The sequence below is a fragment of the Sphaerotilus natans genome, assembly GCF_900156335.1.
Taxonomy (GTDB): Bacteria; Pseudomonadota; Gammaproteobacteria; order Burkholderiales; family Burkholderiaceae_C; genus Sphaerotilus; species Sphaerotilus natans.
Genome location: NZ_FTMZ01000001.1, coordinates 91,991 through 112,695, shown reverse-complemented (window position 1 = coordinate 112,695; position 20,705 = coordinate 91,991). Strand labels below are relative to the sequence as shown.

The window sequence follows — 20,705 nt, the reverse complement described above, 5'->3', positions numbered from 1 at the left end:
GGTTGTCATCACATCACCACGGGGCGAGATTGTGCCGCACCACCACCGGGGCCTGCGCCCTGCCATTCCCGCCGCGGCGACCCGCCTGCTGCGTCGCCCGCGCCTGCTGATCGTCGGCTGCGGCGATGTCGGCCAGCGCGTGGCGCGACTGCTGGCCACACGCTGGCGCCTGGTCGCGCTGACCTCGGACGCCGCACGCGCGCCGGCGCTGCGCGCGCTGGGGCTGCGGCCGCTCGTCGGCAATCTTGACCGGCCCGACACGCTGCGCCGGCTGGGCGCGCTGGCGCCCCGGGTGCTGCACCTGGCGCCGCCGCCGGGCCAGGGCGCGGACGACCCGCGCACCGCCCACCTGCTGCAGGCGCTGGCCCGCCACGCGCCGCCGGGCGGGCACCGGCTGGTCTACGGCAGCACCACCGGCGTCTATGGCGACTGCGCCGGCGCCCGTTTCGACGAGACGCGCCCGGTCGCGCCCGCCAGCGACCGGGCCCATCGGCGCGTCGCCGCCGAGCGACGCGTGCGCGAAGCAGGCCGCGGCGGCCGGCTGAAGGCGACGATCCTGCGCATTCCCGGCATCTACGCCGGCGACCGCCCCGGCGGCCACCCGCGCGAGCGGCTGCAGCGCGGCACGCCGGTGCTGCGCGCCGAGGACGATGTGCACACCAACCACATCCACGCCGACGATCTGGCGCGCGCCTGCGTCGCCGCGCTGCTGCGCGGGCGGGCGCAGCGGGTGATCCACGCCTGCGACGGCACCGAGCTGAAAATGGGCGACTACTTCGATCTGGCCGCCGACCTGTGCGGGCTGCCGCGGCCGCCGCGCATCAGCCGCGCCGAGGCGCAGCAGCGGCTCTCGCCGATGCAGATGAGCTTCCTGTCGGAGTCGCGCCGGCTGATCAACCGGCGCCTGAAAGACGAGCTGCGGCTCGCCCTGCGCCACCCGAGCGTGGCGACCGGGCTGCTGGCCTGAGGCCCTGGGCGCTCAGCTCAGCGCCGACGCTGACGCGGCGGGAACGGCGGCAGGCCGCGCCAGTAGCGCATCATCAGCCAGCCGCCCAGCATGCCGCCGAGGTGGGCGAAGTGGGCCACGCCGTTGCTGCCCATCAGGCCGAACAGCAGCTCGATGCCGCCGAAGACCATCACGAAGATCTTGGCCTTCATCGGGATGGGCGGGAACAGCGGCATGATGGTGCGGTCCGGGAACATCATCCCGAAAGCCATCAGCAGGCCGAACAGCGCGCCCGAGGCGCCCAGCGTCGGGCCGCCGCCGCTCGCGCCCAGGCTGACCACGATCAGCTGGATCACGCCGCCAGCCAGCGCGCTGGCGCCCAGGAACTGCAGATAGCGCTGCCGGCCCCAGATCGACTCCAGCTCCGAGCCGAACATCCACAGGCCGAGCATGTTGAAGAACAGATGCCCCATGCTGCCGTGCAGGAAGGCATAGGTGATCAGCTGCCACGGCATGAAGGAGCCGCCGCCCAGGCCACCGCCAAGCGGCCAGAGCGCGAACAGCGCCTCGACCCAGAAACCGAACAGCAGCTGCACGCAGAACAGCGCGGTGCAGATCAGCATCAGGGCCTTGGTGACGGGCGGGATCTGGGGCATGTCGGCGGAGGTTGCGGGGATCCGCGAGGGATCTGGTGCCGGAGGCCGGACTCGAACCGGCACGCCTGTGAGGGCGGTGGATTTTGAATCCACTGCGTCTACCGATTTCGCCACTCCGGCAGGAGAAAGAGGATGCGTCGGTCGCGCGGCGGCGATTATGGCATGGCCCCACGCCGCGCCGCCCTTGCTGCCACAATCGCCCCGATCCGCGACCCCGAGGACCCCAAGGAGAGAAGATGCCTGACTACAAGACCGTCGAGGATGTCATCGGCGCGACCCCGCTGGTGCGGCTGCAGCGCCTGGCCGGCGAGGAGGCCGCGCGACACGGCAACGTGATCCTCGCCAAGCTCGAAGGCAACAACCCGGCCGGCTCGGTCAAGGACCGCCCGGCCATCAGCATGATCCGCCGCGCCGAGGAACGCGGCGACATCCGCCCCGGCGACACGCTGATCGAGGCCACCAGCGGCAACACCGGCATCGCGCTGGCGATGGCCGCGGCCGTGCGCGGCTACCGCATGGTGCTGATCATGCCGGAGGACCTGTCGATCGAGCGCGCGCAGACCATGAAGGCCTTCGGCGCCGAGCTGATCCTGACGCCGAAGGCCGGCGGCATGGAATACGCCCGCGACCTGGCCGAGCAGATGCAGCGCGACGGCAAGGGCCGCGTGCTCGACCAGTTCGCCAACCTCGACAATCCGCGCATCCACTACGAGACCACCGGCCCGGAGATCTGGAACGACACGCAAGGCCGCGTCACCCACTTCGTCAGCGCGATGGGCACCACCGGCACCATCACCGGCACCTCGCAGTACTTGAAGGAGATGAACCCGCAGGTGCGCATCGTCGGCGCGCAGCCCTCCGAGGGCTCGCGCATTCCCGGCATCCGCAAGTGGCCCGAGGCCTACCTGCCGAAGATCTACGATCCGACGCAGGTCGACGAGATGCTGCTGGTCTCGCAGGCCGACGCCGAGGACATGGCCCGGCGCCTGGCGCGCGAGGAAGGCCTGTTCGCCGGCATCTCGGCCGCCGGCGCCTGCTGGGCGGCGCTGCAGGTCTCGGCCCGGGTCGAGAACGCCACCATCGTCTTCATCGTCTGCGACCGCGGCGACCGCTATCTCTCCACCGGCGTCTTCCCGGCCTGAGTTCTTCGGGCTGCCAATCCATCATGGTGCGCAATGCACCATGATCCAACAATCGGCAGCAGGCTCGCCCCATAACAGGGAATCCATGCGCCAGCATGGCGCCCGGGCAACCGGCCCTGATTCAAAAAAACATTCGATGTGCCCTTGGAACCCTCCCGTTTCCAGGGGGCCATCGGTCGAAATCCCGACAAGAAAGGCTAGTGACCTGAGCCATGCTTGGCATCGCAATTGCGATCTGTCAGGTTCCGATCGTGCGCACCACCGAAGTGCGCACGCCCTCCTGACTGCGGGTGAACCTCGAAATGAACGAAATGATCAACATGACCTGGGTGGCGATCTGCACCGCCCTGGTCTTCTTCATGCAGGCCGGCTTCGCGCTGGTCGAGGGCGGCCTGTCGCGGGCCAAGAACTCGATCAACGTGATCATGAAGATCTACCTCGGCACCTGCCTGGTCGGGGTGGGCTTCTGGGCGGCGGGCTACGGCCTGGCCTTCGGCAGCAGCCAGGGCGGCCTGATCGGCACGAGCCTATTCGCGCCCGAGGGCCTGAAGGCCTTCGATGCGGTCGGCCTGCTCTACCAGATGATGTTCGCGACCACCGCGGTCAGCATCGTCTCCGGCGCGGTGGCCGAGCGCATGCGCTACGGCGCCTACCTGGCCTTCGCGCTGCTGATGTCGCTGCTGATCTACCCGGCCTACGCGCACTGGACCTGGAACCCGTCGGGCTGGCTGAAGACGATGGGCTTCGTCGATCTGGCCGGCGGCGGCGCGGTGCACGCGGTCGGCGCCTGGTGCGCGCTGGCGGGCCTGCTGGTGCTGGGCCCCCGCCTGGGCCGCTTCGGCCGCAACGGCGAGGTGCGCGACATTCCCGGCCACAACCTGCCGATGGTGGCGCTGGGCGGCTTCATCCTGTGGATGGGCTGGTTCGGCTTCAACGGCGGCTCGATCGGCAGCCTCGAAGGCGGCCAGCTCGGCACGGTGCTGCTGTCGACCTACCTGGGCGGCTGCGCGGGCGGCATCGGCGCGCTGACCTTCATGCGCCTGAGCAGCCGGCCGGTGCTGATGAGCGCCTCGGTCAACGGCAGCCTGTGCGGCCTGGCCTCGCTGACGGCCGGCGCCGCGACGATGAGCCCGGTCTTCGCGATCCTGACCGGCCTGATCGCCGGCGCGGCCTGCACCTGGGGCGCCGAGGCGCTGCGCCGGCTGCGCATCGATGACGCGGTCGACGCGATCGCGGTGCACGGCATCGGCGGCGTCTGGGGCCTGCTGGCCGCCGGCCTGTTCTACCAGGGCGACCTGTTCGACGGCGCCCGGGTGATGGTCCAGCTGCTGGGCGCGCTGGCCACCTTCGCCTGGGCCTTCCCGGTCGCCTGGCTGCTGTTCAAGCTCGTCGACCGTCTGATCGGCCTGCGCGCGCCCACGCTCAACGAGCAGCGCGGCCTCGACGCCACCGAGCATCACGAGATCGGCTACCCCGAGTTCCAGGATTCGCCGGGACAGCTGCACAAGGAAACCTGATTCGATGGCCACAGAAGCCCTGTCCCTGCGCCGCCGCGCCGCCTGCGCGGCGCTGTCTCCCGTGCTCGACGAGGAGGCGCTGCTCGATGCGCTGCGCCTGCAGCATCAGTCGATGCGCGGCGACGCGGTCGCGGACATCATCCGCTACATCGATCAGGTCGCGCAGCAGCATCACATCGAGGCGCCGCTGCGCAAGAAGCTCTACGAGACCTTCTACAAGGCGCTGCGCCTGCCCGAGGACCAGCTGCCGATGGACCCGTGGCCGATGATGTATCCGCAGGCGCCCGCGACATCGGCACCCGCTGCGCCCGCCACCACCGCGCCGGTCACGGCACCGCCGGTGGCGGCCGCCGCAGCGATCCATCCGGTGGCCTCGGCGATGCAGGCGGCCGGCATCGCGCCGGGGCCGGCACCGATGGCGACACCGACCGCACCGGCGCCGGCCACGGCCGCAGCGCTGCCGCCCGAGCAGGCGGTCTGCGCCGACCTGATGCGCAGCGCGCTGGCCGAAGTGCAGCGCTTCCATCCCGGCGCCCTGCAGGACCTGGGCGACAGCGCGCTCAATCTGATCGACACGCTGAAGGTGCCGCTGTCGCTGCGGCGCGCGCTGCGCGAGCTGTGGACACGGCCGCTGCAGGCGCACTGGGTGCTGGACCTGCCGGCGGCCGAGCTGTCGCAGGTGGTGCACCTGCTCTACATGGCGCTGTGCGAGGCGCTCGGCCCGGTCGAGGCCGACCAGGTGCTGACCCGCGCGGTACGCGCCGCCGAGCAGGGCCCGCTGGCGCGGCAGTTCTCGCCACGCCGGCTGCTCTGAGCGCAGGACCGGATCCCGCCGGATCAGGCCGCGGCCGACCCCATCCGGGCCAGCATGTCGGCGGCAGCCGCCTGATGGCGACCGCTGTCCTCGCGCAGCACCACCTCGAGCAGATCGCGCGCAGCCGCCTCGCGGCCGATCTCGAGACAGGTGCGCGCCATCTCGACACGCAGGGCGCCGCGCAGCTCCGGATCGATCGATCCCGCCAGCGGAGCCGCAGGCACGGACGCCGACGACGAGGCCTCCTCGCCTTCGGCGGCCACCGGGCGGACCAGCTCGGTCACCAGCGGCGCGGCCTCGACGGTGCGGGCCATGTCGGCCGCTGCGGTCGACACGTCGAAGTTGCGCGGCGCCGAGGCGCGCAGGGTCTCGACCGGCGAGGCGGACGGCAGCGCCGCCTCCTGCAGGCCGGGGCGACGGCGCCACAGGATCACGCCGCCGGCCAGAACGCCCGCACCCAGCAGCCAGGGCAGCCAGCGCAGCGCGGAAGCCGGGGCGGCCGCTTCATCGCCCTCTCGGGCGTCAGGACGGGCGACATCGGCCGCCGGACGGGCGGCCGGGCTCGCAGGGGAGATCGTCGCCGAGGCCGGCGCTTCGGCCGGCACTTCAGCGGAGGCGGACGCCGCCGCCTCAGGCGCGATCGATGCGGCCGGCGCAGGAGCCTGGACCCCCGAAGCAGCCGGGACCGGGGCTGGAGCGCTCGCTGGCGCTGGCGCTGGCGCCGGCACCGGCGCCGAAGCCGGCGCCTGCAGCGGCGGCACCACCGCAGCGACCGGCTCGCCCGCCGCCGGCAGCGCGGGCAGCGTTGCGCCCGACTTCAGCGCCGCGAGATGCGCCTCCACCAGCGCCAACGATGCCGCGCGATCCTCCGCCTTCAGCTCGCCCAGCGAGGGCAGCACCAGCGGCACGCCCTGGCGCAGCCGGTGGATGTTGCCCTTGACGAAGGCATCCGGATTGCGACGCAGCACGGCCACCATGACCTGCTGGCGCCCGACACCGGCCTGCCGGGCCACCTTGCCGGCGATGTCCCACAGATTGTCCTGCGCGACGGTCGTGCGGAAAGGCCGGGCCGTCTCGCCGACGATCGGCTCCGTCGCCGGCTGGGCCGACGCCACGGGCAGCAGCGCCAGCGGTGCACAGGCCAGCGCGAGATGGAGCAGTCGGCGCTTCAGAGGAGGCAGCATGGGGTGTTCACACCATCAAGGTGTCCATCAGGTCGATCATGAACTCGGTGTCCTCCTGGTCCTGCTTCTCCCAGCCGCTCAGGCCCAGCGCCTCGAGCGTGCGACGCCCGTCGGAGGCCGGATCGTCCATCGACAGCAGCAGCTGCTGCAGCGACTCGCGCAGATGCGCGGCGCGCGGGCCCACCAGCAGCACATGCCGCACCAGGCTGATCTCGCTGGTCATCAGCGGTCGCAGCTGGCGACGGATCGGCGCGCTCAGGTCGTCGAAGGCCTCCTTCAGGAAGAAGCCGCAGTCGGCCTTGCCCTGAAGCAGGGTTCGCGCCAGGACCACGTAAGTCGACACCGAGGCGGTGGACACGTTGTCACGGTTCAGGTCGGCCGACTCCAGCAGGATCATGCCGATCAGGTTGACGTCCGGGTCGCGGGTCACGGCCAGACGCGTGCCCGGCAGCAGGTCCTCGACCGACTGTGCCGGCGAGTCCGCAGGCACGGCGATGACCACCTCGTCCGGGCAGTCGCGCGGCGCGGCGATGGCGACGAAGCCCTTCTCGCGCACCAGCATGGCCGCGTCGTAGGGATTGGCGTAGATCAGGTCGACCTTGTCGGCGGCAATGGCCTGGCGCTGCGCGGCGAAGTCCTCGTACAGCTCCAGGTGGATGCGCTCGCCGAGCCGGCGCTGCAGCCAGGTGTTGAACACATACCAGCCGGCGATGTGCTCGGGCGAGAAGTCGGGGCTGACCGTCAGCTCCAGCGGCGTGGTCGCGGCGTTCTCGCTCACTTCAGTTCCTCCGCCCGCATCCGGGCATAGAGCGCGATGCACTCGTTGACCTTGCTGCGCGAAGGCTTGCGGCGCACCGAGGTGTAGCCCACGACCCGGCCGTCACGCACGTTCGGGATCGCGGTGGCGAACACCCAGTAGTGCGCGCCGTCCTTGCGCAGGTTCTTCACATAGCCCTGCCACTTCTCTCCGCGCCCGACGGTGTCCCACAGGTCCTTGAAGGCGGCCGCCGGCATGTCCGGGTGGCGCAGGATGCAGTGGTTCTCGCCGATCAGCTCGTCGCGCTCGTAGCCGGACATGTCGACGAAGGCCTGGTTGGCGTGGGTGATCACGCCGGCGGTGTCGGTGCGCGACACGATCAGCTTGCCGTCCGGATACGGCACCTCATGGTCCACGACCAGCACCCGACGGGTGCGCCCGTCGTGGTAGCTCATCGTCAGCTCGCGCCGTTCCCCCGGCACCAGATCGGACTCGTTCATGTCGGTCATCATCGGATTCCCTCGATCACGAAGCGGACCGATCAGATGACCTTGCTGATGGCGTCGGCCGCACGCTTGACGTCGAGGAAGATCAGGCCCAGGCGCGAGTTCGGCTTGCACAGCGCGGTCAGCACCGAGTCGGGGCCGGCGTGCGTCATCAGCACATAGCCCTTGGCGCCCTTGACCAGCACCTGCTCGAGCTCGCCGCGGGCCAGCTCGCGCGAGGTGCGATCGCCCAGCGACAGCATCGCGGCGCTCATCGCGCCGACGCGGTCCTCGTCCATGCCGGCCGGCAGCATCGAGGCCATCATCAGGCCGTCGGTGGACAGCACGGCCGAGGCCTCGATGTCGGCGGTCGAGCCGTTCAGTTCGCTCAGGATCGAGTTCAGCAGGTCTTCACGCATGGGCGTTTCCTTCGGGAAAAGTGGTGGTTGGGTGGTCGAGGGGAGAGGGAGGCCATCCGGGCGTCCGGCGCGGCCCCCCCGCCACGCCGGATCACCCGCAGATCAGTCGATCAATCGATCAGGCGATCATCGCGTTCAGATCGACGTGCGGCCATAGCGCACGCCCAGCGCCCACACCAGCGTGGTGAACGCCTCCTGGTTGAAGCGCGGCATGCCGCTGACGATCAGGATGAAGTAGTCGTCGCCGAAGTACAGCGGCCAGAAGCCGACCTCGCTGCAGCCGGCGGCATTGACCATGCCCCAGCCGTCGCTGCGCAGGCGCATGTTGCCGTGCAGCAGCCGCGAGTGGCGCTCGTGCACGCTGGCGATGTCGCCGCCCAGCGCGGCGAGCTCCTCCGAGGTCTCGTGCGCGAAGCCGGCGGTGCCCAGGTACAGGCCGCGCTTGTCGGCCAGGATGGCCTTGCCCTCGTCGGAGAGCTGGGTCAGCAGCGGCGGCAGCATCGCCTCGATCGAGTCGGGCGGCACCTCGACCTGCATCGGCAGGCCCTGCACGAAGCCGGAGGACTGCAGCCGGTAGACGAACTCGAGCGCATCCTGCTGGTTCATGCCCATCCAGTCCTGCACCAGATCGGCGCTCAGGCGCGGCGTCTCCGGCTCGCTGAGCAGGCGCTGCAGGAAGGTGCGCGCCGGCTCGCGGGTCGGCCGGCTCGCGGCGTAATAGGCGCCCGCCGGGGTCGGGTGCAGGTAGAACTCGCCGGTGAGCGTGTAGTGATCCATGGCGCGGGCGTTGGCAGTCAGAGGGTCGGATCGATCTGCAGCAGCAGCGCCTCGATCAGCACCGAGACATCGCCGCGCTGACGCGCATCGACCTCGAAGATCGGCGCGCTCACCTCCAGCTCGGCGAGCTGGCGGGCGTAGTCGTCGATCGTCGGGGTGGCGCGTGCGTCCATCTGCGTCACGCCGATGACCAGGCGCGTGCTGTCGATGAATTCCTTGAAGGACTTGATGTAGAAGCGCATGTCCTCGAAGGGCGTCGGCCGGGTGTTGTCGAGCAGCAGCACCAGCCCGATCCCGCCCTTGGTGAGGATGTCCCACATGAAGTCGAAGCGCTCCTGGCCGGGCGTGCCGTACAGGTGGACCTTCTCCTTCGGGCCGAGGCGAATCATGCCGTAGTCCATCGCCACCGTCGTGTTGGACTTGCGCTTCTGCGTCATGTCCGAGGCATGCTCGTCGGTGCGGATCGGCTCGATGTCGCTGATCGAGGCGATCGCCGTGGTCTTGCCGGCACCGACGGGGCCGGTGAAGATGATCTTGTGGTCGGTATGGGCCATGAGAATGTGTCCGGGGCGTCCTGGGGGCGTCGTGAGGAAGGACGTCTTCGATTACTTGTGCAGCCAGCCGAACAGGCGGGTCAGCAGACCACGGTTGTCCTTGGCCTTGCCGCGCTGCGACCTGCGGATCTGGCCGCCATCGTCGGTGATCAGGTCCAGCGCGAGCGCCGCGTTGTAGAACGCGAACACATGGCGCTGGGCGATCTTCAGGGACTGGGCTGTCTCCAGCAACGAGGCGCCGCGCGTGGCCCACAGCGCGGCGATGCGCAGCGCGTGCGGGGTGCGGTGCAGCCGGGTCAGGTTCGGCCAGCTCTTCAGGTAGACGGTTGCAGCCGGATCGACACCGGCCGGCAGCCGGCCCGCCGAGGTCTCCAGCGCCGCCTGCCAGAGCACCTGGTCGAGCCGGCGCACCAGCGCGGTCCGGGTCAGCGTGTCCTGCAGATCGGCGAACTCCTGACGGCTGAAGGCGCGGGTCTTCGGACGCTTGTCCACCGGCGCGCTCACCAGCTCGGCGAAGCGTTCGGCCGAGAACTCGCAGTAGATCAGGTTGGTGGTGCCGTCGACGGTGATGCGACCGGCCGCGCTCTCCAGATGCGCGGGCACCTGCCACTTGCCGCTGACCTGGAAAGCGTCCTTCAGCACCCCGACCAGATGCTGGGCCGGGTCGAAGCGCAGCGTGGTGTCGGCCGCCAGCGCCGCGGCGTCCAGATCGGAGCGGGTGCCGCAGTAGCGCGCCTCGTCGACCAGCTCCTCCGGGCGACAGCGGCGCAGCCCCTGGGCATCGAAGGCCGACGAGGCCAGCGCGGGCGCCACCTCGGCAGGCGCTGCGGCGCGGGGCGCCTCCTTGGGTGGGTCTTTCGGACGATCGTCACGAACGGGGGTGGCAGCGGGCGCACGGACAGCCTGCGGCGCAGCGGCCGGACGCACTGCAGACGCGGCCACGGCCGCCTCCAGCACCGGCTCGGCCGCCGGCGCGGTCACCACCGGAGCCGGCGCAGGCGCCGCCACCGGCACGGGTGCGGGCGCCGAGGCGGATGTCGCTGGCCGCACCGGGGCCGGCGCAGGCGTGCTCGGCCTGACAGGTGCCGGCGCCGGGGCCGGTGGGGTGTCACGGCCGAACAGCCGGCGCAGCAGCCCCCCGAAGCCGCCCGGACGCGCCGGCGCCGGTGCCACCACCGGCGCAGCAGCGACGGGCATCGGTTCAGGCGCAGGCGGGCTTTCAGGTGCGGGCGCTGCCACGGGCACGGGCTCCGGCGCGGGCTCAGGGGCTGGCGTGACGTCCTGCCACTGCGACGCCGGCCCGGTGTCGGCGACCGGCTGAGCCGCCGCTGGGGCGGCATCCGGCGCCTCGGCCGCCTCAGGGATCACCACCGGCGCACCCAGGCGACCGGCGCGCAGGTCGGCCGCCGCCGCCAGCAGCGAAGCGGGCGTCACTGGCTTGTGCACCCAGACGGCGCCCTCGACCTGCTGGGGCTGGGTCGACAGCGCGATGCCGGGCCGACCACTGCGAGCCCGGAAGGCCTCCCAGTGCAGGCGCGACTCGAGCGTGTCGAAGTCGAAGATGGCCACATCGGCCACCTCCTCGCCACTCGGCGCAAAACTGCTGCGTCCGGAGCTCGAGAAGAAGAAATCCAGCACCGCCTGCGTGCGCGGCGGCAGGGACAGAAGGGCAACCTTCAATCGGGTTTGCAGCTTGGAGGCTTCCACTGACTACAGGCTCAAGGTCGTAGGGAATCGATCGTGGATCTGGAGTCGTCGCGCCAACGGCGTCTCAGACCCAGCCCGCAGGCACTGCACCGTGGCGCGCGACCAGCCGCTCGGCCATCGCGGCCTTCGCGGCGTCGTCGCGGCTGTGGCGATAGATCGCCAGCAGCTCGCGCAGGACCTCGTCGTCCTGCGGCGCATCGAGAAGTGCTTCCTCAAGCATGCCACGGGCACCTTCCAGGTCACCGTATTCGAGTAACGACATCGCCTGCTGGAAAGGCGTCTCCCGCGCCACCTCGCGACGCTGCAGTTCCACCATCGCCGAGGCACCGAGCACCGCGCTGTCGAACAGCGACCAGTCCTGAGCGGGCAGACGGGTACCGCGCGGCAGACCGCTGTCCAGATGCACCCGCAGCAGATGCGCATCCTGCGGATCGAGCCAGGGCTCGGCCTGGTCGAGCAGCTGGCGGCGCAGGCCGCGCCCCCGGTCGCCCAGGGCCAGGAAAAGATCGACCAGCGCGCCGAAGACCCGCTCGGTCAGCGGCGGCTGGCAGGCCAGCAGCACCCGGCGCACATGCGCCTCGACATCCAGCGCATCGCGCGCCACCTGACCGGAGAGATGCCGCCATGCGGCCAGGGGATCGACCCCGGGCGGACAGTCGAGCCGACCGGCCCGCACATAGGCGAACACCGGATCGATCGACCCCTGGATCGACCCCTGGAAGATCTGCTCGACTGCGCTCATTGCCACCCGTTCGCCCGGCCAACACACCGGATCATGTGCCCTTCGATCACTGCACCCTGGTGCATCTCGATCGCCCCGTAATGGACATCGCCGCGAATGCGCGCACCGGCGCGCAGCTCGACGAGACCGCTGGCATGCACCGGCCCCTCGATGCAGCCGTAGACCACCAGATGCGACACCCGCACCTCGCCGGCCACCCGCCCCTGGTCGCCGATCGTCAGCGTGCCCGCGTCGGTGCACGACACCGTGACATCGCCGTCGACCTGCCCGTCGATGCGCAGCCCGCCGGAAAAGATCAGGTCGCCACGGACCTGCGTTCCGGCGCCGAGCAGGCAGTCGATGCGCTCGAGCTTCGGGTCATCCGTCATCTGCCGGGTCGTGCGGAGGAAAGGCATGGCGTGCGGCCCTCGCGGTCGATGGGAAGAGAGGTCGGGACGGTGGTGCATCGGCACATCATCCGCCATGGCTGCAACAGGGTCGAGTCAGCCGGCCGCCGGTGCGGCAGGCCGGCCCCCTGCCCGAGGGGAGCCCCGCAACGGCAAAGCCATGCATCCGCAGCACGGCATGAACCTGTGATAAATGCATCCAAACACCCCGCATATCCCCGATTTGAACACGCCAGGCTCAGACAATGACCTAGGCCGATCTCATCGAAGGAAGCCGGTGCCGATTTTGCTCAAGAACGTCAGTTTTTGGTACCAAAATGACCCCGGATCCAGAGCCACAGCCCATCGGCAACCCGTCGGCAGCAGGTCGGAGGCCGGTTAAGATCCGGCCTCCCTTGCGCAGCCCCTGGATCCACACCATGCCCCGCTGTGATCGCCGCTCCACCGCGATGCCCGAAGGCCATCGCCCCCCCGGCCACCGTCGCCGCCTGCTGCTGAGCCTGCCGCTGCTGACGCTGCTGGCGCAGGCCTCGCCTGACGCGCGCGCGCAGCACCAGGTGCGCCGCGCCTTTCCCGCCGATGCGCTGCGCGGCACGCTGCTGGTGCTCGATGCCCCGGAGGTGCGCCTGAACGGCGAGGCCACGCGCCTGGCCCCGGGCGCGCGCATCCGCGACGAGAACAACCTGCTGGCGATGAGCGCCGCGCTCGCCGGCCGCCGGCTGACGGTGAACTACACCGTCGAAGCCCTGTTCGACGGCTCGGTGCTGCTGCGCGATGTCTGGATCCTGCGCGCCGACGAGATCGCGAACTTCTGGCCGCGCTCGCGCGAGGAAGCCGCGCGCTACCAGCTCGACCCGGTCGCCCAGGTCTGGAGCCGGCGCAGCGCCTGAACCCGGCCGCTCGTCCGACAACCTTTTCCACCGCCCCAGACCGGCCGCGCCTGGCGCCGCGCCGGTTGCCTTTGTTTCGATTTGCTTGCAATCATGAACAACGAACCCTCCGTTCCCACCGATGCGCCGGCGCAGAAGAAGGTCTACATCCGCACCTTCGGCTGCCAGATGAACGAGTACGACTCGGACAAGATGTCCGATGTCATGAAGGCCGCCGAGGGCTACACGCCCACCGATGACCCGGAAGAGGCCGACCTGATCCTGTTCAACACCTGCTCGGTGCGCGAGAAGGCGCAGGAGAAGGTCTTCAGCGACCTCGGGCGCGTCAAGCACCTGAAGAAGAAGGGCGTGCTGATCGGCGTGGGCGGCTGCGTGGCCAGCCAGGAAGGCGCGGCGATCATCGAGCGTGCGCCCTATGTCGACGTGGTCTTCGGCCCGCAGACGCTGCACCGCCTGCCGCAGATGCTCGAAGCCCGCCAGCGCGCCGGCCGTCCGCAGGTCGACATCAGCTTTCCCGAGATCGAGAAGTTCGACCACCTGCCGCCGGCGCGGGTCGAGGGCTCGTCGGCCTTCGTCTCGATCATGGAGGGCTGTTCGAAGTACTGCTCCTACTGCGTCGTGCCCTACACCCGCGGCGAGGAGTTCAGCCGCCCCTTCGAGGAGGTGCTGACCGAGGTGGCGGGCCTGGCCGACCAGGGCGTCAAGGAGATCACGCTGCTGGGCCAGAACGTCAACGCCTACCGCGGCCGCATGGGCGGCACCGACGAGATCGCCGACTTCGCGATGCTGATCGAGTACGTCGCCGAGATCCCCGGCGTCGAGCGCATCCGCTACACCACCAGCCACCCCAACGAGTTCACGCAGCGCCTGATCGACGTCTACGCCCGCGTGCCGCAGCTGGTGAACCACCTGCACCTGCCGGTGCAGCACGGCGCCGACCGCATCCTCTCGGCGATGAAGCGCGGCTACACCACGCTCGAATACAAGAGCACGATCCGCAAGCTGCGCGCGGTGCGCCCGGACATCAGCCTGTCCACCGACTTCATCGTCGGCTTCCCCGGCGAGACGGCCGAGGACCACGCCCGCACCATGAAGCTGATCGAGGACATCGGCTTCGACGCCTCCTTCAGCTTCATCTACAGCGCCCGCCCCGGCACGCCGGCGGCCGCGCTGCCGGACGACACGCCGCAGGAGGTCAAGCTCGCGCGCCTGCAGGAACTGCAGGCGGCCATCGAGGAGAACGTGCGCCGCATCAGCGCCAGCCGTGTCGGCACGCGCCAGCGCATCCTGGTCGAGGGCCCGAGCCGCAAGGACCCGAGCGAGCTGATGGGCCGCACCGAGTGCAACCGCATCGTCAACTTCCCCGGCGGCCCCAACGCGACACGGCTGGTGGGGCAGATGATCGACGTGACCATCACCTCGGCGCTGCCGCACTCGCTGCGCGGCGAGGTGGTGGTGGCCTGATCAGCGCGGGCTGAGCGCGTCGTCCTCGGCCTCCTGCCAGCCGCGGTAGCGGGCGGCCAGCGCCATGGCGCGCTCGGCGTCGGCCGCGGTGACGGTGTCGGCATGGCGGTAGCCGCTGTCGAGCAGATGCTGCATGTGCCAGCGGTTGCCCAGCAGGCCGAAGGCCAGATGGATCAGCAGCAGCACGCCCGAGAAGATCAGCACGCCGACCAGCTCCAGCGGCACCAGCAGGCCTGCCAGCACCAGACTGGCCAGGCCGGCCAGACCGACGCCCCACATCTTCAGCGCCAGCGCCCAGAAGCAGCCCAGGCCGAAGGCAGCCCACGACCAGCCGGGGCGAATGCTCTCCAGCGCACCATCGGGATGCTTGAACACCTTGAACTGCCTCATTTCCAGCTCCTGAACATGGTTTGTGGCCGCCATCCTATGCAGCCCATGGCAGGCGCCCCCTCGTTCAAATGGAGGGGTTCGGACGCCAAGCGAGCACTTGTTCACGGGGCAACACCATGAAAATCCCTGACCCCCCTCATTCAGGGGGTCAAGCCCAACCCCAGCACGGAACGGTTCAGTCGGCCTGCAGCAACAGGCTGCTGCCCGGGTCATGCAGCCCGAGGTGGATCGCCGCCATGACCGCCTGGGTGCGGGTGTTGACCTCGAGCTTGCGGAAGATCGCCTGCACATGGGTCTTGACGGTGGCCTCCGACAGGTCAAGCTCGCGGCAGATGGCCTTGTTCGACTTGCCCTCGATCATGCGCTCGAGCACCTCGCGCTGCCGCGCCGACAGCGGCTCGCGATGATCGGCGGCGACCGCCTCGGGCAGCAGCAGCAAGCGCCGCAGCAGTGCGAGCAGATCCTCCGAGCCGACCTCCTTCGGCAGGAAGGCTCGGGCCCCCAGCCGACGCAGCTCCAGCGCCAGACCGGCCTCGGTCGCACCTGACACCACCACGACCGCGGTGCCCGGGCACACCCGGCGCAGCCGCTCGAGCGTCAGCACGCCACGGCTGTCGCGCAGCATCAGGTCGAGCACGATCAGGTCGATGTCGGGATGGCGCTCGCACTGGCGCAGGGCCAGGTGGAGCGAACCGGCTTCCAGCACCCGCAGGTCGGGCAGGCGCTGACGCAGCATCAGCGCCAGGCTCTCGCGAAACAGCACATGGTCATCGACCAGCAGCACGGTTCTCATGGTGAGGCTCCCCCTGGGCGCAGCCCTGCGGCCCGCCGGCGGATTCCGGCTGGCCGGAACTGCTCATCACGGCTTGATTGTGCAGACGCGCCGGATCAGGCCGGCTTGCGGGCCGTCAAGCTCAGGCCTCAACCCTATGGCTGATCCCCGAGCCGCAGCGGCGCGTGAGCATGCAAGATGGCGTCACCACCTCCCTCCCCGGCCTGTTGCGCCATGCTCAGCCTGCGTCTGCCGTCCGCCCGTGCCCTGTCCGGTCTGTGGAGGCTTCTCCGGTCCGCGCCCGGACACAGGCCGCTTGCGCCCCTGCTGCTGCCGGTGCTGGTACTGCTGATGCTGCTCGTCGGTCCTGCGCGATCCAACCCATCGCCGGAACCTTTTCCGCTGCTGCTGCAGCAGCAGCTTCAGGCCGAGTTCCGCAAGGAAGGCGAGGTGCGCTGGCGCCCGGTCACCCTGCCTGACAGCTGGAAGCGGCGCCAGGAGCCGACTCGCGGCACCGGGCTGTACAGGATCGCGCTGCCGCCGTCCACGGCACCGGCAGGCGCCGATGTGGCGCTCTGGATCGAGCACATTCCCTCACGTCACCGCATCCGGCTCAACGGTCATCTGCTGAGCGACCGGGCTGGACAGACGCGGCATCTGCTGAGCATCGGCACCACCCTGGTGCGGCTGCCGCCGCCTGCGCGGCTGCAAGGCGGCGTCGACCTGCTCGAGATCGAGGTGCAGGGCGACTTTCCGCGCGCCGGTCTGGGCCTGCTGCACATCGGGCCCGAGGACCTGCTGCTGCGCGGACCGGTGTGGGCCTGGCAGCAGCAGCGCCTGGCGGTGCAGCTGGTCAATGCGGCGGCCAGCGGCATCGCGCTGTTCATGCTGCTGCTGTGGGCGGTGCGCCGCCACGAGCGCGCCCTGGGCTGCTTCGGTCTGCTGGCCCTGCTGGCCACGCTGCGCAACCAAGCCTATTTCAGCACAGCCAGCCCGGTGCCCGGCGCGCTCAGCAGCCTGCTCTTCTATCTGCTGCAGCTGCTGACCGTGGTGCTGCTGGGGCATTTCGTGCGTGCCCATGTGCAGCAGGAGGCGCCACGTTTTCGCTGGCTGCTGCATGTGGGCGGCAGCGCGCTGGCGCTGGTCGGCACGATCGGCATCCTGGGCGGCCAGAGCGACGCGGTGCGCCTGCTGGCCTATCCGGTGCTGATCGTCATGGTGCTGTGGTCCCTGGCGCTGATGGTGCGGCATGCGCCCGGCGACCATCCGGCGCAGCGGGCGCTGATGCCCGCCGGCATGCTCGCGGTGCTGGTCGCCGGCGTGCATGACTATCTCTATCAGACCGGTCGCACCACGGTGAGCGATGACTACTGGGCGCCGTTTGCCGTCCCGCTGATCGTGGCCGTCTTCGCGGCGCAGCTGCTGTCTCGGCTGGCCGCGGGCCTGATGCGCGGCGATCGCGACCGCCTCGAGCTGGAGCGCCAGGTCGCGCTGCGCACCGCCGAGCTGAACGAGGCGGTGCAGGCGCGCAGCCGCTTCATCGCCTCGGCCAGCCATGACCTGCGCCAGCCGATGAGCGCCCTGCGCATGCTGGCCGAACTGCTGCACCAGACCCTGCGGGAGCCGCCGGTCGCGCCGGCCCGGACCGGCCAGCGCATCACCGAGCTGGCCAGCCAGATCGATCGCACCAGCCAGACGATGGCCAGCCTGCTCGACGGCCTGCTCGACCTGTCGCGCCTCGAGGGCCGCGGGCAGGCGCCGCGCCCGGCCGCCGTGCCGCTGCAGCCGCTGCTGCGCACCGTGGCGGCCGACTGCGACGCGCTGGCCATGGCGCGCGGCCTGCGGCTGATCGTGCGACCGACCGCGGCGGTGGTCATCGCCGATGCGCTGCTGCTCGAGCAGATCCTGCGCAACCTGGTCGGCAATGCGGTGCAGAACACCCTGCAGGGCGGTGTGCTGGTGGGCGTGCGTCCGCATGGCCGCACGCAGGTGCGGCTGGTGGTGATCGACACCGGCCCCGGCCTCGATCCGGCCCGGCTCGACGACGATGCCCCGGGCGGCGGCCTGGGCCTGGGCATCGTGCGCCGCTGCGCGCGGCTGATGCAGGCCCCGCTGAGCCTGCGCTCGACACCGGGCCGGGGCAGCAGCTTCAGCCTGGTGCTGCCCACCGCCGCACTCAGTCGGACGTCATCGTCCTGAATCGCTCGGCCTCATGCTCGTCGACCAGTCCGAGCCGCACCGCGGCCAGCACCGCCTGCGTGCGATTGCAGACATCGAGCTTGCGGAAGATCGCCTGCAGATGCGTCTTGACCGTCGCCTCGGACAGGTCGAGCTCGCGGCTGATCAGCTTGTTCGACTTGCCCTCGACCAGCAGGCCGAGCACCGCCCGCTGGCGTGGCGACAGCGGTTCGGGCTCGCACCGTGCGGCCGACTGCAGCAGCCGGCGCACCGGCTCGACCAGCGCGTCGACGCCGAGCGACTTCGGCACGAAGCCGGCGGCGCCGCGCTCGATCAGCTCGGCCGCCGGAATGTCATCGACCGATCCCGACAGCACCAGCACCGGCAGCTGCGGACAGGCCTGGCGCAGACGCTCGAAGGTGGCCAGCCCGCGGCTGTCGCGCAGCTCCAGGTCGAGCAGCACCAGATCGACCGGCCGGTCCTGCGCCGCCAGCAGCCTCATGCCCAGGTGCAGCGAACCCGCCTCCAGCAGGCGAATCGGGCCGAGCCGCTGGACCAGCAGCAGGCCCAGTCCCTCCCGGAACATGACATGGTCATCGATCAGCAGCACAGACTTCATGGTGCTTTCCTCCCCTCCGATGAATGTAGCGCCATGACCGACATCAACCCAGAGGCCCTCCCCTTGCCGCCATCGACCACGCCCGGCACGACGACCGTGCTCGAGCGCGGCTGGCTGTCGGCCAACAACATCGTGCTGCACGGCCTGCCCGGCGAGGGCGCGGTGCTGGTCGACACCGGTCACTGCAACCACGCCGGACAGACTCTGGCCCTGCTGCACCACGCCCTGCAGGGCGAGCCGCTGCGGCGGGTGGTCAACACCCATCTGCACTCGGACCACTGCGGCGGAAATGCAACAATCCAGGCCACATTCAGTTCACAGATCCTGGTACCGGCCGGATCGCTTGCGGCGGTCCTAGACTGGGATGAAGACAGGCTGGGCTATCGCCCGACCGGGCAGCGCTGCCCGCGCTTCGTGGCGGCGGGTGCACTGAGCGCCGGGCAGCGGCTGGCGGTCGGAACGCGGCACTGGGAGGTGCTGGCCGCGCCCGGACACGACCCGGACGCGCTGATGCTGCTTGACGCCACCGACGGCGTGCTGATCTCGGCCGATGCGCTGTGGCAGAACGGCTTCGGCGTGGTGTTTCCCGAGCTCGACGGCATCGACGCCTTCGACCGGGTGGCCGAGACGCTGGCGCTGATCAGGCGCATCGCACCGGCACGGGTCATTCCAGGGCATGGCGCGCCATTCGACGATGTACCCGCCGCATTGCAGCGTGCCGGCACACGACTGTCCCGTTTTGTCGCGAATCCGGCACTGCATGCCCGTCATGCCGGCAAGGTTCTGCTGAAATATCACTTGATGGAAGAGCAGCAACAGGCTCTCGATGCGGCCCGTTCCTGGGCCGAGACCACGCCGCTTTTCGAGTCGACCCGAAGCCGATCCGGCTTCGGCGGCTCGCCGGGCGAGTGGTTCCAGGAACTGCTGGCCGAACTGCTGGCTGTCGGCGCTCTGCGACTCGACGACCGGCAGCGGCTTCACGATGTCTAGGGAGTGCACTCATGGATCAGTTGCGCGCGATGCGCGTCTTCGCCCGCGTCATCGACGAGGGCAGCTTCGCCGGTGCCGCACGGGCGCTCGACCTGGCGCCGGCGGTGGTCACCCGGCTGGTGGCCGAGCTGGAAGACCACCTGGGGGCCCGGCTCATCCAGCGCACCACCCGCAGCTTGGCCCTGACCGGCGTGGGCGAGCGCTATCTGGAGCGGGTTCGCGCCATCCTGGCCGACGTGGACGAGGCCGAATCGCTGGTCCAGGCCGCCAGCGAGGAGCCGCACGGCCATCTGCGGGTGATGGTGCCCTCGGCCTTCGCCAGCCATCAGCTCGCGCGCCATCTTCCGGCCTTCCATGCCGAGCATCCGCGCATCACGCTGTCGCTGACCTCGACGGTCGACCTCGCCGGCATCGACGAGCAGCATGACATCACCATCCTGGCGCTGCGCGATCCGCCCGAGGGCGATTTTGTCGCCCGCCAGTTCGCGCGCAGCGAGGTGATCCTGTGCGCATCGCCGGCCTATCTGGCCCGCGCGGGCCGACCGACCGATCCGCTCGAGCTCGAGCAGCACCAGATGCTGCTGCCGCCGACCTCGATGCTGCAGCGCGATGTCAGCTTCCACCATGACGGCGACCAGCGCTCGGTGCGGGTGCCCACGCCGCGCCGGCCGCTGCTGGCCACCGCGCACACCGACACGCTCTACGCGGCGGCGCTGGCCGGCCTGGGCATTGCAGGCCTGACCTCGCTGGTGGTCGAGGAGGCCCTGCGCCGTGGCGCGCTCGAGCGGGTACTGCCCGGCTGGCATGCACTGAGCCTGGGGCTGTGGATGACCATGCCCTCGCGCAAGCATGTGCCGGCGCGCACTCGCGCGTTCTGGAACTTCATGCTGCGCACCTTCGGCGACGCCGACCGCGATCCGTGGCAGACCCACCCGCTGTGCAGCGGCGCCCAGGCGCCCGCCTGAGCACGGGTCGCAGCCCCCTTCAGACCGGGGGCGAGTCGGACCGCCCCGGCGCGCCCGGACCGAAGGCGCGCCACCACAGCGCCAGCGCCACCGCCAGCACCAGCGCCGCATGGCCGAGCATGCTGCCGTCGCGCCCCGCCAGCACCAGCGCACCCGTCTGCGCCAGCAGCGCCGCGATCAGGGCCGGGCGCAGCAGCGCCGGCCAGGACAGGCCGCCGAGCGCTCGGCGCCACAGCACGCGGCAGGCCGCGGTGGTCAGCAGCGCGGTCACCAGCGCCGGCAGCAGGAAATTGCACAGGTGCCAGAAAGCGTCGATCGGGCCCATCGTCGGGAGCTCCCGGGAGGTTCATC

Annotated in this window: 23 protein-coding genes and 1 tRNA gene; 9 read left to right on the top strand and 15 right to left on the bottom strand. The window is 70.4% G+C overall.

Annotation, left to right across the window (positions count from 1 at the left end; translation table 11 throughout):
* Window positions 1–31: 31 nt before the first annotated feature.
* Complete coding sequence (locus tag BW996_RS21965; protein WP_241461858.1) at window positions 32–967, top strand: NAD-dependent epimerase/dehydratase family protein; 936 nt, start codon at window positions 32–34, stop codon at window positions 965–967.
* A gap of 17 nt (window positions 968–984) precedes the next feature.
* Here the strand turns inward: BW996_RS21965 and BW996_RS00520 are convergent, their stop codons facing one another.
* Window positions 985–1,602, bottom strand: a complete 618-nt coding sequence (locus BW996_RS00520) for a rhomboid family intramembrane serine protease (RefSeq protein ID WP_037479340.1) — start codon at window positions 1,600–1,602, stop codon at window positions 985–987.
* A gap of 33 nt (window positions 1,603–1,635) precedes the next feature.
* Window positions 1,636–1,722: transfer RNA gene (locus tag BW996_RS00515), tRNA-Leu, on the bottom strand.
* Window positions 1,723–1,838: 116 nt separating this feature from the next.
* On the opposite strand from BW996_RS00515, the gene cysM reads away from it, so the two are divergent.
* The 3 genes from cysM to BW996_RS21555 all read left to right on the top strand — a co-directional run bounded on the left by cysM (window position 1,839) and on the right by BW996_RS21555 (window position 5,075).
* Entirely contained in the window at window positions 1,839–2,744 is a 906-nt protein-coding gene (gene cysM, locus BW996_RS00510; protein WP_037479341.1) for a cysteine synthase CysM, read from the top strand.
* 302 nt (window positions 2,745–3,046) lie between these two features.
* On the top strand, window positions 3,047–4,261 hold the full coding sequence (locus BW996_RS00505; protein WP_037479343.1) for an ammonium transporter: 1,215 nt from the start codon (window positions 3,047–3,049) through the stop codon (window positions 4,259–4,261).
* Between the two features lie 4 nt (window positions 4,262–4,265).
* Window positions 4,266–5,075 (top strand): hypothetical protein, encoded by an 810-nt coding sequence (locus BW996_RS21555; RefSeq protein ID WP_037479345.1) that lies wholly within the window; start codon window positions 4,266–4,268, stop codon window positions 5,073–5,075.
* A gap of 23 nt (window positions 5,076–5,098) precedes the next feature.
* On the opposite strand, the gene BW996_RS00495 is transcribed toward BW996_RS21555, so the two are convergent.
* The 9 genes from BW996_RS00495 to BW996_RS00455 form a co-directional block, all read right to left on the bottom strand.
* Window positions 5,099–6,259 carry a FimV/HubP family polar landmark protein gene (locus BW996_RS00495; RefSeq protein ID WP_037479347.1) on the bottom strand — a complete coding sequence of 387 codons (1,161 nt, stop codon included), beginning with the start codon at window positions 6,257–6,259 and terminating at the stop codon, window positions 5,099–5,101.
* 7 nt (window positions 6,260–6,266) lie between these two features.
* Complete coding sequence (locus tag BW996_RS00490; protein ID WP_241461865.1) at window positions 6,267–7,037, bottom strand: phosphate/phosphite/phosphonate ABC transporter substrate-binding protein; 771 nt, start codon at window positions 7,035–7,037, stop codon at window positions 6,267–6,269.
* Complete coding sequence (locus BW996_RS00485; protein ID WP_206539495.1) at window positions 7,034–7,525, bottom strand: PAS domain-containing protein; 492 nt, start codon at window positions 7,523–7,525, stop codon at window positions 7,034–7,036. The genes BW996_RS00490 and BW996_RS00485 overlap by 4 nt, the downstream gene beginning before the upstream one ends.
* 32 nt (window positions 7,526–7,557) lie before the next feature.
* Window positions 7,558–7,920: a roadblock/LC7 domain-containing protein gene (locus BW996_RS00480; RefSeq protein ID WP_037479351.1), complete on the bottom strand. Its 363-nt coding sequence runs from the start codon at window positions 7,918–7,920 to the stop codon at window positions 7,558–7,560.
* Window positions 7,921–8,055: 135 nt separating this feature from the next.
* A complete protein-coding gene (locus BW996_RS00475; RefSeq protein ID WP_076458453.1) occupies window positions 8,056–8,697 on the bottom strand; it encodes a hypothetical protein in 642 nt (213 codons plus the stop codon).
* 17 nt (window positions 8,698–8,714) lie between these two features.
* Window positions 8,715–9,251 (bottom strand): GTP-binding protein, encoded by a 537-nt coding sequence (locus BW996_RS00470; RefSeq protein ID WP_037484112.1) that lies wholly within the window; start codon window positions 9,249–9,251, stop codon window positions 8,715–8,717.
* 51 nt (window positions 9,252–9,302) lie between these two features.
* Window positions 9,303–10,931 (bottom strand): hypothetical protein, encoded by a 1,629-nt coding sequence (locus tag BW996_RS21550; protein WP_051632143.1) that lies wholly within the window; start codon window positions 10,929–10,931, stop codon window positions 9,303–9,305.
* Between the two features lie 91 nt (window positions 10,932–11,022).
* Window positions 11,023–11,700 (bottom strand): hypothetical protein, encoded by a 678-nt coding sequence (locus tag BW996_RS00460; protein ID WP_037484111.1) that lies wholly within the window; start codon window positions 11,698–11,700, stop codon window positions 11,023–11,025.
* Complete coding sequence (locus BW996_RS00455; protein WP_051632142.1) at window positions 11,697–12,095, bottom strand: bactofilin family protein; 399 nt, start codon at window positions 12,093–12,095, stop codon at window positions 11,697–11,699. The genes BW996_RS00460 and BW996_RS00455 overlap by 4 nt, the downstream gene beginning before the upstream one ends.
* A 410-nt stretch (window positions 12,096–12,505) precedes the next feature.
* Between BW996_RS00455 and BW996_RS00450 the strand changes: the two genes are divergently transcribed.
* Both BW996_RS00450 and miaB read left to right on the top strand, forming a co-directional pair.
* On the top strand, window positions 12,506–12,976 hold the full coding sequence (locus BW996_RS00450) for a hypothetical protein (protein ID WP_241462027.1): 471 nt from the start codon (window positions 12,506–12,508) through the stop codon (window positions 12,974–12,976).
* A gap of 93 nt (window positions 12,977–13,069) precedes the next feature.
* On the top strand, window positions 13,070–14,440 hold the full coding sequence (gene miaB / locus BW996_RS00445) for a tRNA (N6-isopentenyl adenosine(37)-C2)-methylthiotransferase MiaB (protein ID WP_051632141.1): 1,371 nt from the start codon (window positions 13,070–13,072) through the stop codon (window positions 14,438–14,440).
* Here the strand turns inward: miaB and BW996_RS21545 are convergent, their stop codons facing one another.
* Together BW996_RS21545 and BW996_RS00435 are read right to left on the bottom strand one after the other, a co-directional pair.
* A complete protein-coding gene (locus BW996_RS21545) occupies window positions 14,441–14,830 on the bottom strand; it encodes a DUF2628 domain-containing protein (protein WP_037484107.1) in 390 nt (129 codons plus the stop codon).
* Between the two features lie 175 nt (window positions 14,831–15,005).
* Window positions 15,006–15,623: a response regulator transcription factor gene (locus BW996_RS00435; RefSeq protein ID WP_076458450.1), complete on the bottom strand. Its 618-nt coding sequence runs from the start codon at window positions 15,621–15,623 to the stop codon at window positions 15,006–15,008.
* Window positions 15,624–15,938: 315 nt separating this feature from the next.
* Here BW996_RS00435 and BW996_RS00430 point away from each other — a divergent pair, with 315 nt between their 5' ends.
* Window positions 15,939–17,801 carry a sensor histidine kinase gene (locus tag BW996_RS00430; protein ID WP_051632139.1) on the top strand — a complete coding sequence of 621 codons (1,863 nt, stop codon included), beginning with the start codon at window positions 15,939–15,941 and terminating at the stop codon, window positions 17,799–17,801.
* On the opposite strand, the gene BW996_RS00425 is transcribed toward BW996_RS00430, so the two are convergent.
* The gene (locus BW996_RS00425) at window positions 17,779–18,399 is read right to left on the bottom strand and encodes a response regulator transcription factor (protein ID WP_051632138.1); all 621 of its coding nucleotides are present in this window, start codon (window positions 18,397–18,399) and stop codon (window positions 17,779–17,781) included. The two genes, BW996_RS00430 and BW996_RS00425, sit on opposite strands and share 23 nt — an antisense overlap.
* A 33-nt stretch (window positions 18,400–18,432) precedes the next feature.
* Between BW996_RS00425 and BW996_RS00420 the strand changes: the two genes are divergently transcribed.
* Window positions 18,433–19,389 (top strand): MBL fold metallo-hydrolase, encoded by a 957-nt coding sequence (locus BW996_RS00420; protein ID WP_037484155.1) that lies wholly within the window; start codon window positions 18,433–18,435, stop codon window positions 19,387–19,389.
* Window positions 19,390–19,400: 11 nt separating this feature from the next.
* Entirely contained in the window at window positions 19,401–20,354 is a 954-nt protein-coding gene (locus BW996_RS00415; RefSeq protein WP_051632137.1) for a LysR family transcriptional regulator, read from the top strand.
* Between the two features lie 19 nt (window positions 20,355–20,373).
* Here BW996_RS00415 and BW996_RS00410 read toward each other — a convergent pair whose 3' ends face one another.
* A complete protein-coding gene (locus BW996_RS00410; protein WP_037484104.1) occupies window positions 20,374–20,679 on the bottom strand; it encodes a hypothetical protein in 306 nt (101 codons plus the stop codon).
* Window positions 20,680–20,705: the final 26 nt, after the last annotated feature.

Coding starts and splice junctions, on each gene's coding strand:
- BW996_RS00520 (WP_037479340.1), bottom strand. CDS start 1,602: ATGCCCCAGATCCCGCCCGTCACCAAGGCCCTGATGCTGATCTGCACC.
- cysM (WP_037479341.1), top strand. CDS start 1,839: ATGCCTGACTACAAGACCGTCGAGGATGTCATCGGCGCGACCCCGCTG.
- BW996_RS00505 (WP_037479343.1), top strand. CDS start 3,047: ATGAACGAAATGATCAACATGACCTGGGTGGCGATCTGCACCGCCCTG.
- BW996_RS21555 (WP_037479345.1), top strand. CDS start 4,266: ATGGCCACAGAAGCCCTGTCCCTGCGCCGCCGCGCCGCCTGCGCGGCG.
- BW996_RS00495 (WP_037479347.1), bottom strand. CDS start 6,259: ATGCTGCCTCCTCTGAAGCGCCGACTGCTCCATCTCGCGCTGGCCTGT.
- BW996_RS00485 (WP_206539495.1), bottom strand. CDS start 7,525: ATGACCGACATGAACGAGTCCGATCTGGTGCCGGGGGAACGGCGCGAG.
- BW996_RS00480 (WP_037479351.1), bottom strand. CDS start 7,920: ATGCGTGAAGACCTGCTGAACTCGATCCTGAGCGAACTGAACGGCTCG.
- BW996_RS00475 (WP_076458453.1), bottom strand. CDS start 8,697: ATGGATCACTACACGCTCACCGGCGAGTTCTACCTGCACCCGACCCCG.
- BW996_RS00470 (WP_037484112.1), bottom strand. CDS start 9,251: ATGGCCCATACCGACCACAAGATCATCTTCACCGGCCCCGTCGGTGCC.
- BW996_RS00460 (WP_037484111.1), bottom strand. CDS start 11,700: ATGAGCGCAGTCGAGCAGATCTTCCAGGGGTCGATCCAGGGGTCGATC.
- BW996_RS00455 (WP_051632142.1), bottom strand. CDS start 12,095: ATGCCTTTCCTCCGCACGACCCGGCAGATGACGGATGACCCGAAGCTC.
- BW996_RS00450 (WP_241462027.1), top strand. CDS start 12,506: ATGCCCCGCTGTGATCGCCGCTCCACCGCGATGCCCGAAGGCCATCGC.
- miaB (WP_051632141.1), top strand. CDS start 13,070: ATGAACAACGAACCCTCCGTTCCCACCGATGCGCCGGCGCAGAAGAAG.
- BW996_RS21545 (WP_037484107.1), bottom strand. CDS start 14,830: ATGAGGCAGTTCAAGGTGTTCAAGCATCCCGATGGTGCGCTGGAGAGC.
- BW996_RS00435 (WP_076458450.1), bottom strand. CDS start 15,623: ATGAGAACCGTGCTGCTGGTCGATGACCATGTGCTGTTTCGCGAGAGC.
- BW996_RS00425 (WP_051632138.1), bottom strand. CDS start 18,399: ATGAAGTCTGTGCTGCTGATCGATGACCATGTCATGTTCCGGGAGGGA.
- BW996_RS00420 (WP_037484155.1), top strand. CDS start 18,433: ATGACCGACATCAACCCAGAGGCCCTCCCCTTGCCGCCATCGACCACG.
- BW996_RS00415 (WP_051632137.1), top strand. CDS start 19,401: ATGGATCAGTTGCGCGCGATGCGCGTCTTCGCCCGCGTCATCGACGAG.
- BW996_RS00410 (WP_037484104.1), bottom strand. CDS start 20,679: ATGGGCCCGATCGACGCTTTCTGGCACCTGTGCAATTTCCTGCTGCCG.